10 protein-coding genes are annotated in these 11,769 nt (G+C 65.6%); 6 read left to right on the top strand and 4 right to left on the bottom strand.

All coding sequences use genetic code 11. The features are described 5' to 3' along the window. The 6 genes from G3N97_RS31360 to G3N97_RS31335 all read left to right on the top strand — a co-directional run. Positions 1-980, top strand: a 980-nt coding sequence (locus G3N97_RS31360) for an FAD-binding protein (protein ID WP_205996833.1), incomplete at its 5' end; no start/stop codon positions are given. Between the two features lie 23 nt (positions 981-1,003). Continuing rightward, positions 1,004-1,339 carry an NIPSNAP family protein gene (locus G3N97_RS31355; RefSeq protein WP_205996832.1) on the top strand — a complete coding sequence of 112 codons (336 nt, stop codon included), beginning with the start codon at positions 1,004-1,006 and terminating at the stop codon, positions 1,337-1,339. Positions 1,340-1,735: 396 nt separating this feature from the next. Continuing rightward, positions 1,736-2,284, top strand: a complete 549-nt coding sequence (locus G3N97_RS31350) for an acyloxyacyl hydrolase (protein WP_205996831.1) — start codon at positions 1,736-1,738, stop codon at positions 2,282-2,284. A gap of 418 nt (positions 2,285-2,702) precedes the next feature. Further along, a complete protein-coding gene (locus tag G3N97_RS31345) occupies positions 2,703-3,524 on the top strand; it encodes an acetoacetate decarboxylase (RefSeq protein WP_205996830.1) in 822 nt (273 codons plus the stop codon). Between the two features lie 47 nt (positions 3,525-3,571). Then, the gene (locus G3N97_RS31340) at positions 3,572-4,354 is read left to right on the top strand and encodes a 3-hydroxybutyrate dehydrogenase (protein WP_205996829.1); all 783 of its coding nucleotides are present in this window, start codon (positions 3,572-3,574) and stop codon (positions 4,352-4,354) included. An 18-nt stretch (positions 4,355-4,372) separates the two neighbouring features. Continuing rightward, positions 4,373-5,644 carry a patatin-like phospholipase family protein gene (locus G3N97_RS31335; RefSeq protein WP_205996828.1) on the top strand — a complete coding sequence of 424 codons (1,272 nt, stop codon included), beginning with the start codon at positions 4,373-4,375 and terminating at the stop codon, positions 5,642-5,644. Positions 5,645-5,711: 67 nt separating this feature from the next. On the opposite strand, the gene G3N97_RS31330 is transcribed toward G3N97_RS31335, so the two are convergent. From G3N97_RS31330 to G3N97_RS31315, 4 genes are all read right to left on the bottom strand, one after another. Next, positions 5,712-6,962 carry a mechanosensitive ion channel family protein gene (locus tag G3N97_RS31330; RefSeq protein WP_205996827.1) on the bottom strand — a complete coding sequence of 417 codons (1,251 nt, stop codon included), beginning with the start codon at positions 6,960-6,962 and terminating at the stop codon, positions 5,712-5,714. Between the two features lie 202 nt (positions 6,963-7,164). Next, on the bottom strand, positions 7,165-8,043 hold the full coding sequence (locus tag G3N97_RS31325) for a crotonase/enoyl-CoA hydratase family protein (RefSeq protein WP_205996826.1): 879 nt from the start codon (positions 8,041-8,043) through the stop codon (positions 7,165-7,167). Further along, entirely contained in the window at positions 8,040-8,903 is an 864-nt protein-coding gene (locus tag G3N97_RS31320) for a crotonase/enoyl-CoA hydratase family protein (protein ID WP_205996825.1), read from the bottom strand. The genes G3N97_RS31325 and G3N97_RS31320 overlap by 4 nt, the downstream gene beginning before the upstream one ends. 31 nt (positions 8,904-8,934) lie before the next feature. Beyond that, a partial coding sequence (locus G3N97_RS31315) for a carboxyl transferase domain-containing protein (protein ID WP_205996824.1) occupies positions 8,935-11,769 on the bottom strand: 2,835 nt, incomplete at its 5' end.

Raw genomic sequence — 11,769 nt, 5'->3', positions numbered from 1 at the left:
GGCGGATTGCAGCGCGCCGCGCCGTGGTGCTCGCGGGCGGCGGCTTCTCGCACGACGCTGTGCGCACCGTGCAAACCTATGCGCATCTGCAACGCGGCGGCACGCACGCATCGCCGGTTCCGGAGGACAACACCGGCGACGGCGCGCGGCTGGCCGAGCGTGCAGGCGCGCGCGTGACGCCGCGTTATCCGCAGCCCGCCGCGTGGATGCCGGTCTCGCGCGTACCGCGCGGCAAGGGCCGCTTCGCGGTGTTCCCGCATCTGCTCGATCGCTACAAGCCGGGCATCATCGGCGTGACGCGTCGCGGCGAGCGCTTCACCAACGAAGCGAATTCGTATCACGACGTGGGCGCGGCGATGATCGAGGCGTGCCGCGGCGACGCGCAGACCGCGATGTGGCTGATCTGCGATCACGTGACGATTCGCCAATACGGCCTCGGCTACGCGAAGCCCGCGCCGGTGCCGCTCGGCCCGATGCTGCGCAACGGCTATCTCGCGAAAGGGCGCACGCTCGCCGAACTCGCGCAGCGCGCAGGCATCGACGCGCACGGACTCGAGGCGACCGTGCGCCGCTACAACGAGCATGCGGTGCGCGGCGAAGATCCCGCGTTCGGGCGCGGCACGACGTCGTTCAACCGCTATCTCGCCGACCCTGCACAGCGCCCGAATCCGTGCGTCGCGCCGATCGGCGACGGCCCGTATTACGCGCTGAAGGTCGTGATGGGCGACCTCGGCACCTTCGACGGTTTGCGCACGAGCGTGGAGGGCGCCGTGCTCGCCGACGACGGCCGCGCCATCGCGGGCCTCTACGCCGTCGGCAACGACCGCGCGAGCATCATGGGCGGCAACTATCCGGGCGCGGGCATCACGCTCGGCCCGATCATGACCTTCGGCTACCTCACGGGCCGCCATCTCGCCGCACTCGACAACGCCGTCGATGCCTCCGCAGACGCCGGGCGCGCGACGCGCGTAGCGGCATGACTTTCCATCAGGCAGAAACGCGTATGAGCAAGCCTTTTATCGATCACCGCATTTACACGATCCGTCCGCGCGGCATGGCCGAATTTATCGACGTATTCGACCGTCTCGCCATGCCGATCCAGTTGAAGTATCTGGGCGCGCCGGTGGGTTTTTATATGAGCGACATTGGCGCGCTGAATCAGGTTGTGCATCTCTGGGCGTACGAAAGCATCGCCGATTACGACGCGCGCCGAACCGCACGCGATGCCGATCCGCATTGGCCCGCGTATTTGCAGGCATCCGCGCATTTGATCGTGGCGCAGGAAAGCCGCATCATCCGGCGCGTGGAATTCAAAAGCCTAGCGCGTTGTGCGGATTGACTTGCAGACCGACTCGCGAACTGACTGGCTTAACGAATCCGCATTACTGCTGCATACGAAAAGGATTGATGCGCACTCCCGCGTTTATCGCGAGCGTTTCGCGCATTAAGATTGGCACGCGTCGTTCAGGCGATGAACGATGCTGGTCTCCAAACCGACTTGACCTCCGTTTGCGCAAAACGGAGGTCTTTTTTTATCGAATTTATTTCGCCAAACGCAATAGCGAATTGTGCTTTCCGGTGGTAAGGATTTTACCGGTTTCGGTAATGCTTCATTGCATTCATGCAACGTTCACAAATGTGATTCAGATCTTATAATCCGCGAGCATTCGATTCAGCGCATTCTTCATTCAAGGCATGCGCGGACCCACAATCGAATAACGACAAGAGAGAAGAAATGCGAAAACGAAAGCTGCCCGTGGCGGTTCTCTTCGCAGGACTGCTCGCGGGCTCGACGGCGGCGCACGCCGATCAATGGGGCATTCAGTTCGCGGGTGGCGTTGCGGATCATGACGTGAAGAAAGCGGATCTTGGCATCGTGTGGGATCCGGGCTGGCAATGGTGGTCGATAGGCGGCTATCACTTCACCGTGGTGGGTGAAGGACACGTGGCGTACTGGGACACGCGGGAGAGCCCGGCTTCGCATGCGAACATCTGGGAGTTCGGTTTTACGCCGGTGTTCCGCTTCGTGAAGAACTCGGGCTTCATTCGCCCGTTCATCGAAGCGGGCGTGGGCGTGCGTCTGCTGTCGCACGTCGACGAAACGCCGGACCGCAGCTTTTCCTCGTCGTTTCAATTCGCGGATATGGTGGGCGTGGGCGCGATCTTCGGCGAGCACCAGAATTATCAGGCGGGCTTTCGCTTCCAGCATCTGTCGAACGCGGGCCTCAAGCATCCGAATCCCGGCATCAACTTCAGCCAGATCTACGTGCAGTACAACTTCTGACCGGCCGCGTCCGGTTCGACATCTCGCAGGCGCTTCGCCGCACGGTCGTTCGACTCGTTGCGCGACGCGCCTTTTTCATTGGCATGCCGATTGTCGCACCGTCACCGTGCACGCGCGCATTGCCAATATTGCATGCGCCGTGTTGTTGCAACGTTTGACATCAATCTATTGTGCAATTTGAATTGTAAGAAAAACGTGGGGCGCTCCGCTTACAGAAACGCCGTGAAATCTCGATGAAGAAAGGCTTTCGGAATTATCGATTCATCTCATAAAACCCCGAACTGTTAATTAATGCTTTCAGATGGCTTGTTAATTAACGGAATCGCAACGGTGTTTATTCTCCAAAAATGCGAACGCGTCACCGTTTGCCTCTATGATTAGTCGCGACGTTTTACCGCAGCTCAGCCATGAGGACACAATGGATCAAGCCCAAATCCGCCGCGAAGCCTTCGCGATGCCTGTGCACAATCCCGCGTACCCGCGTCCGCCGTTCCGCTTCGTCAATCGCGAGTACTTCATCATTTCCTACGAGACCGACCCCGACGCGCTGCGCGCGATCGTGCCGGAGCCGCTCACGCCGGAAAACAATCTCGTCCATTACGAGTTCATCCGCATGCCGGACTCGTCGGGTTTCGGCGACTACACCGAAAGTGGCCAGGTCGTGTCGGTGCGCGACCCGCAAGGCCGCCTCGGCAACTACACGCACTCGATGTATCTCGACGACGAAGGCCCGATCGCGGGCGGTCGCGAAATCTGGGGCTTCCCGAAGAAACTCGCGCGCCCGGTGCTCGCCGTGGACGGCAACGACACGCTGCTCGGCACGCTCGACTACGGCACGCAGCGCATCGCCACGGGCACGATGGGCTACAAGCATCACGTGCTGAACAACGAAGACGAGCGCCGCAAGCTCGCCGACACGCCCAACTATCTGCTCAAGGTGATTCCGCACGTGGACGGCAGCGCGCGCATCTGCGAACTCGTGCGTTTCTATCTGCGCGACGTCACGGTGCATGGCGCGTGGAGCGGTCCGGCCGCGATCGAACTGCATCCGCATGCGCTCGCGCCGGTCGCCGACCTGCCGGTGCGCCGCGTGGTGGGCGCGCGTCACGTGATCGCCGACCTCACGCTCGATATCGGCGAAGTGGCGTACGACTATCTCGCGGAATCGGCCGGCCATGCGAATGCCGCCGCGTCCACGCGCCAGACCGGTCTGGACGAACGCGAAACCGAACTAGCCTGATGCACTGTGCATTTTTTAACATTTGTCTAAACAATTAAGGATTACTTATGTCGTTGCAGAACAAGGTTGCAGTCATCACGGGGGCCGCGAGCGGCATCGGCGAACATTGCGCGCGGACGTTTGCCAGCCAGGGCGCGGCGGTCGTGATCGCCGACCTGAACCTCGCGGCGGCGGGCAAGGTGGCCGACAGCATCGTGTCGGCCGGCGGCAAGGCGCTCGCCGTGGCGATGGACGTGACCAATGAAGAAGCCGTGAACGCGGGCATCGAAGAAGCCGTGAAGGTGTTCGGCGGCATCGACGTGCTGGTGTCGAACGCGGGCATCCAGATCATCAGCCCGGTCGAAGACTTTCCGTTCGCCGACTGGAAGAAGATGCTCGCGATCCATCTGGACGGCGCGTTTCTCACCACCAAAGCCGTGCTCAAACATATGTACGGCAGCGGCAAGGGCGGCTCGATCGTCTATATGGGTTCGGTGCATTCGCACGAGGCGTCGAAGCTGAAGTCGGCCTACGTGACCGCGAAGCACGGCCTGCTCGGCCTCGCGCGCGTGGTGGCGAAGGAAGGCGGCCCGCGCGGCGTGCGCGCGAACGTGGTGTGCCCGGGCTTCGTGCGCACGCCGCTCGTCGACAAGCAGATTCCCGAGCAGGCGAAGGCGCTCGGCATTTCCGAAGCCGACGTGGTCAAGAACGTCATGCTCAAGGACACCGTCGACGGCGAATTCACCACGCTCGACGACGTGGCGAACACGGTGGCATTCCTCGCCGGTTTCGAGTCGGCCGCGTTGACGGGGCAGTCGGTGCTCGTCACGCACGGCTGGTCGATGCACTAAATCACGCGAGGAGAACGTATGCGCAGCAGCACGAAAAAAGACGCAACCGCACGCAAGGAGCGCAAGCCGGTCGAGCTGCCGCGCTACGACGAAATCGCCCTTGTTTTGCAGGGCGGCGGCGCGCTCGGCTCGTATCAGGCCGGAGTGTTCGAAGGGCTCGCCCAGTCGGGCGTGGAACCGCATCGCATCGCGGGCGTGTCGATCGGCGCGCTCAACACGGCGATCATCGCGGGCAACGAACCGGGCAAGCGCGTTGAAGCGCTGCGCGGCTTCTGGGAGTCGATCTGCCATCCGCTCGACTGGTTCGGCAACCTCGGCGCGTTGGCGCTGCCGCTGATCGGCCATCAGGCGCTGTCGCGGCGCTGGGCCAGCATGTGGGCCGCGAGCCGCGCGCTTACCGAAGGTCAGCCGGGCTTCTTCGCGCCGCGCCTGCCGCTGCCGGTGGCGGGCTGGCACAAGGCGCCGCCCACGGCCGTGAGCTATTACGACACGGCCGCGCTCAAGGCCACGCTGCAGCGTTTCGCCGATTTCGACCGCATCAACGACGGCCCGATCCGCGTGTCGGTCGGCGCGGTGAACGTGCGCAGCGGCAATCTGATCTATTTCGACAACGCGAAGATGCGTCTCGAACCCGAGCACTTCATGGCCTCGGGCGCGCTGCCGCCGGGCTTTCCGGCCGTGGAGATCGACGGCGAGTTCTACTGGGACGGCGGTCTCGTCTCGAACACGCCGCTCACCGAAGTGCTGCGCGATGCCGACCACAAGGACACGCTGGTGTTTCAGGTCGATTTATGGAGCGCGAACGGCAGCGTGCCCGCCGACTTCCTCGACGTGGCCGAACGCGCGAAGGACATCCAGTATTCGAGCCGCACGCGCGCGATCACGAACATGCTCGCCGATCGCCAGAAGCACGCGCGCTTCATCAAGGAGCTGCTCGAGCATGTGCCGCCCGAAACGCGCCGCAGCGACCCGCTGTTCCGTCTCGCCGAGAGCGTGGCCGACGGTTCGTCGATCAACGTGGTGCATCTGATCTACAAGAACAAACCGTATGAAGGCCACTACAAGGATTACGAGTTCAGCGTCGATACGATGGAAGAGCACTGGGCGAGCGGACTCGAAGACATCCGCGCGTCGTTTGCGCATCCAGACTGGTTCGCGGTGCCTAGCCGCGAACAGGGTTTTGTCACGCACGATATCCATCGCCGCGCCGGCGAAGTGCCGGAGTCGGACCGGGACGAACTGACGACCGGTGCGAGCGGCCAGACCGAAACGCCGCGCGTGACGGCCTGATCGTTCGACGCCTGGCAGCGGGCCGCGCGAATTATCGTGGGCACTATCGCGGGCACCGCTGCCCACCTCACGCGGCGAGCGAAGTCTCGCGCGCCGTGAGCGTGGCGTGCGCCGCCTGCAAGCCCCGCTGCATGTCATAGCCCGACGGCTGCTGATAAACACGCAAGCCGAACTCGGGCAGCACGGCAATCAGGTGGTCGAAGAGATCGGCCTGAATTGCCTCGTAATCGCTCCACTTCGTGGTGTTGGTGAAGCAATAGAGTTCGAGCGGAATGCCGTCGGCACCGCTCGCCAGTTGCCGCACCATGCAGGTCATCTCGTGATGAATCTGCGGATGGCGTTCGAGATACGCCTGCACGTAGGCGCGGAACGTGCCGAGATTGGTGAGTTGCCGACGGTTCGCCGCGCAGTCGGCCGCGCTGCCGAGCGCGCCGTTGAACTGCGTCAGCGCATGGCGCTTGTCGTTCAGATAGTCGGTGAGCAGCGTGAGGCGTTCGAGCCGCGCGATCTCGCCGGTGTCGAGAAAACGCACGCTGGTCGCGTCGAGCATGAGCGCGCGCTTGATGCGCCGTCCGCCCGATTCCGTCATGCCGCGCCAGTTCTGGTAGCTCTCGGTGATGAGCTTCCACGTCGGGATCGTGATGATGGTGTTGTCGAAATTCACCACTTTCACGGTGTTCAGCGTGATGTCGACGACGGTGCCGTCCGCGCCCGAGCTCGGCATCGTGATCCAGTCGCCGATGCGCAGCATGTCGTTCGACGAGAGCTGCACGCCCGCGACGAGCCCGAGCAGCGTGTCCTTGAAGATCAGCATGAGCACCGCCGACATCGCGCCGATGCCCGAGAGCAGCAGGCCGATCTGCTTGCCCGTGGCGTCGCCGATCACGACCAGCGCCGCGGTGATGAACATCACGAGCTTGACGAGCTGCATCGCGCCCTTGAGCGAGAGGCGCGGCTGATCCTGGCGCGCCGTGCGATGACTGTGTTCGAGCGCGGAGAGCGTGGCGCTGATCGTCATCGTGACCAGGAAGACGATCATCGCGAAGACGATCTTGTCGGCGAGTTGCAGCGCGGTGTCGGGCAGACCCGGCACCATACCGAGACCGAGCTTGATGACGACGAAGGGCGCGACGCGGCTGAGCCATTTGAACGCGCCGAATTCGAACAGGGCGTCGTCGATGCGGGTGGTGGAGCGCCGCGCGAGACGCGCGACCACGCGGAACAGCAGGAAGTGAACGATGGCGGCCACGGCGAAGGCGGCGGCCAGCAAGACGAGCGCGCCGACCAGCGGCGCAAACCAGATTTCATGCACGGTCATGGGGTAATGCGGGTTCCTTTTCAAGCGTTGAAACAAGCGCTCAAACACGTATTCCGACACGTGTTCAAACACGCGCCGCGCGCGGCGCATGCCCTGCGGGCAGACCCGTAGGGTACTTGAAAGGGACATCGCGTGCGAGTCAGGGTTCCCTGCGCAGCGTGCGCCTCGTCCCCATTTCGAGGCGCACCGTGGGCCGCATCGCTCAGATGAACGGCGGCTCGCTCTGCCAGTCGAAGAAGTCCGGCATGTCGGTGGAGACGCGATTGGGGAACGCCGCCGCGCGCTTGTCGAGGAACGCGCTCACGCCTTCGGCCGCGTCCGCCGAGCGCCCGCGCGACTGGATCGCGCGGCTGTCGAGGCGGTGCGCTTCCATCGGATGCTGCGCGCCCGCCATGCGCCAGATCATCTGCCGCGCAATGGCGGCGGACACCGGCGCGACGTTGTCGGCGATCTCGCGGGCGAGCGCGTGGGCGGCAGGCAGCAGGTCCTCCGCGGCGTGAACGGAGCGCACGAGCCCGCGCTCCAGCGCTTCCTGCGCGCTGAACACGCGTCCCGTGAAGCACCATTCGAGTGCCGACGAAATCCCCACCACGCGCGACAGAAACCACGACGAAGCCGCTTCGGGCGTGATGCCGCGTCGCCCGAACACGAAGCCGAATTTCGCGTCCGCAGACGCAATGCGGATGTCCATCGGCAACTGCATGGTCACGCCGATGCCGACCGCCGCGCCGTTGATCGCGCCGATCACCGGCTTGAGGCTGCGGAAGATGCGCAGCGCGACGCGGCCGCCGCCGTCGCGATGCACGGTGTCCACGCTCGTGCCGAGGCGCTTCGCGTAGTCGAAGGTTTCGCCGCCCGAGGACAGATCCGCGCCCGCGCAGAACGCGCGCCCCGAACCGGTGACGATCACGCAGCGCACGGCGTCGTCGGCGTCGGTGGCGTCGAAGGCGGCGATCAGCTCCTGCATCATCGTCGCGGTGAATGCGTTGAGTTTTTCCGGCCGATGCAGCGTGATCGTGGCGATGCCGTCCTCGACCGCGTAGCGCAGCGTTTCGAATTGCGGCAGTTGCGGTGCGTTCATGACGGTTCCTCCACGCGATGCGGCGTGGCCGCGACGAAGCGCGGCGCGCGTTGCTCGACGTTCGCGAGCACGGCTTCACGCTGATTCGCGCCGCCGATCAGCGCATCCTGCTCGACCGATTCGGCGATCAGCGTGGCCGCCGCGTCGCCGCGCGAGGCGACGTGCAACAGCCGCTTGGCGGCGCGGATCGCATCGGGGCTTTTCTGTGCGATCTCGCGCGCCGTTTGCAAAGCGAGCGCGAGCGGATCGTCGCTCACGCGCGTGGCGAGACCGATTTCGACGGCCTCCGGTCCTGCCACCACACGCGCCGTATAGATCAGCTCGCGCAGACGGTCGTCGCGCACGAGGTCGCGCGTGAGCACCATGCCGCCCATATCGGGCACGAGGCCCCACTTCATTTCCATCACGGAGAGCCGCGCGTCGGGCGTCACGTAGCGCATGTCCGCGCCCAGCGCGAGTTGCAGCCCGCCGCCGAACGCCACGCCGTGCACGGCCGCGATCACCGGCACCGGCAGCTCGCGCCAGAGCGTGCAGATGTACTGGAAGTCGTTGCTCAGGCCGCGCGTGCGCACGGCGATGGGCGTCGCGCGCGTGGTCTGCGCGAGCGCGGCCATGCTCTGCATGTCGAGGCCCGCGCAAAACGCCTTGCCGTTGCCCGAGAGCACGACGGCGCGCAGATCGGCTGCGCTCGCGAGCCGCTCGCCCGCGGCGATGAGCGCCGCGAACATGCCGGGGTTCAGCGCGTTCATCTTTTCCGCGCGATTGAGTCGCACGTCGGCGACGCCGTCCGCGATGTCGATCTGCACGAGTCCTTCGGCGCTCTCTGCGTCTGCTGCGTCTGCTCTGCTGCCTGGATTCATTGCCCTTGCTCCTTGAGTGAAGATTCGCGCGTCACCACGTATCGACGAAACGCCGCTTCGCGTCGTGCACCGCCGCCGTCGAACCGTTCGCGGGCGGCTGGCTCGCGTTGAGTCCGCGCATGAGCCAGCGACGCGTGTCGGCGGGATCGATCACGCCGTCGATTTCGAGGAAACTCGCCATGTTGATGGCCTTGCCGTTGCGATACGCGTCGGCGACCATGCGTTCGAACAGCGCTTGCCGTTCGGCGGGATCGTCGATGGCCGCGAGTTCCTTGGCGTAGCCGAGCCGCACCGCGCCTTCGAGCCCCATCGCGCCGAACTCGCCGCTCGGCCACGCGATGGTGAACAGCGGCGCGTGGAAGCTGCCCGCCGCCATCGCCTGCGCGCCGAGCCCGTAGCCCTTGCGCAGCACGACGGTGAAAAACGGCACGCGCAGGCTCGCGCCCGCGACGAACATGCGCGAGACGTGCCGCACCGTGGCCTGCTTTTCCGAATCGGGGCCGACCATGAAACCGGGCGTGTCGCACAGCGAGACCAGCGGGATGCCGAAGGTGTCGCACAACTGCATGAAGCGCGCGGCCTTGTCGCCCGCCTGCGCGTCGATCGCGCCGCCGAGATGCATTGGGTTATTCGCCAGCAGCCCGAACGGTTTGCCTTCGATGCGCACGAACGCGGTGATGAGGCCCGGCGCAAAGTCGCGACGCAGTTCGAGCACGGAGCCGGTGTCGGCGAGCGTCTCGATCACGCGGCGGATGTCGTAGACGCGCAGCCGGTTCTCCGGAATCGCCTCGCGCAACAGCCGCTGATCGGCGCACTCGCCATCGCCGTCCTGTGCGGATGACGCAAACGGCCCCTGAAAATACGAGAGATAGTGCTTCGCGACGCGCACGGCGGCCGCTTCGTCATCCACCAGAATATCGATCACGCCGTTGGGCGACTGCACGCTGGTCGGGCCCACTTCCTCGGGCGAGAACTTGCCGAGGCCGCCGCCTTCGATCATCGCCGGTCCGGCCATGCCGATGCTCGCGTTGCGCGTGGCGATGATCACATCGCAGCAGCCGAGCAGCGCCGCATTGCCCGCGAAACAGCGTCCCGACACGACGCCCACGAGCGGCACCTGGCCGGAGAGCCGCGCCATGCTCGCGAAGGTGCGGCAGTCGAGGCCCGCGACGCCGACATGGTCGGTGTCGCCGGGACGCCCGCCGCCGCCTTCCGCGAACAGCACGAGCGGCAGCCGCCATTGCTCCGCGAGTTGCAGCATGCGGTCGGTTTTCTTGTGGCTCATCATGCCCTGCGTGCCCGCGAACACCGTGTAGTCGTAGGCGATCGCCATGCAGCGCGCGGCCTGCGCGCCGAAGCGCGCGGCGTTCACGGTGCCGATGCCGGCGATCAGGCCGTCGGCGGGACTCTGCGCGATGAGATCGTCGAGCGGACGGCGGCCGCGCTGTGCGGCGAGCGCAAGCGCGCCGTATTCGACGAAGCTATCGGCGTCGAGCAGATCGTCGAGATTCTCGCGCGCGGTGCGCTGGCCGGTCTTGCGCCGCTTCGCGACCGCGTGCGGACGGCGTTCGTCGCGCGTGAGCGCATGGCGTTCGAGCACTTCGGCGAGGTCGGCGCGAATGTGCGCGAGGTCGCGGCTCGCTTCGGTCTCGATGCCGGTCGCAGCCACGTCGGCGGGTTCGATGAACAGCAGCGGCGCGCCTTCGAACACGCTGCCGCCGGGTTCGAGCGCGAGCGCGCGCACGATGCCGCTTTGCGTGGCCTGGACGACGAACTCCATCTTCATCGCTTCGAGCACGGCGACTTGCTGGCCGACGGCGACGGCGTCGCCGGGCTGCACGTCGAGGCTCACGAGCACGCCCTGACTCGGCGCGACGAGCGGCACGCAGCCTGGCGGCGCGCTATCTACGTTTTGTGCATCGGCGCTGGACGGCGAATGCGCGGCGCTTGCCGGATCGGCGCGGAAATGCAGTTGCGGATGCGCCTGCCCGCTCGACGCGATCAGCTCGCCGATATGACGTTCGATGAAGCGCGTATCGATGTCATAGCCCGGCAGTTCGGGGCGCTGCAACACCGTCTGCAGAAACGGCAGCGTGTTCGCTACGCCTTCGAGCCGGAACTCGCACAGGCCGCGATACGCGCGGCGCAGCGCGCCTGCGAAGTCGTCGGCGTGCGCGATCACTTTCGCGAGCAGCGAGTCGTAGCTCGGGCTCGTCGTGTAGCCCGCATAGCCGTAGCCGTCCACGCGCAGTCCCGCGCCGCTCGGCGGCTCGTAGGCGCTCAGCGTGCCGCCCGCCGCGCGCGCGCTGCCATCGGGCTGCATCGTTTCCAGATTGACGCGCGCCTGCACCGCGAAGCCGCGCACGGGCGGCGGATCTTGCAGCCGCAGGTCGGCGAGCGTCGCGCCTTCGGCGAGGCGCAACTGCGTGCGCACGAGATCGACGCCGGTGACGGCTTCCGTCACGCAATGCTCGACCTGCACGCGCGGATTCGCCTCCATGAACACGAAGTCGCCGCGCGCGGTATCGACGAGAAATTCGAACGTGCCGATGCCGCGATACTGCACGGCGCGCGCGAGCGTGAGCGCCGCCTCGATGATCTTGCGCCGCATCGCCCCGTCGAGATGCGGCGCGGGCGCGATCTCGATCACTTTCTGATGACGCCGTTGCAGACTGCAATCGCGCTCCCAGAGATGGCTCGCGTGCGTGCCGTCGCCGACGATCTGCACTTCCACATGACGCGCGTGCTCGATCAACCGTTCGACGTACAGCGCGCCGTTGCCGAAGGCCGCGCGCGCTTCCGATTCGCAGCGCGCCCAGGCGTCGGCGAGACTGGCGGCGTCGCGCACGGCGCGCATGCCGCGTCC

This window comes from Paraburkholderia sp. Ac-20347 (assembly GCF_017104805.1).
In the GTDB taxonomy this organism is placed as follows: Bacteria; Pseudomonadota; Gammaproteobacteria; order Burkholderiales; family Burkholderiaceae; genus Paraburkholderia; species Paraburkholderia tropica.
Note: the sequence above shows the minus strand (reverse complement) of the source record. Positions and strands in the feature narration are given on the sequence as shown.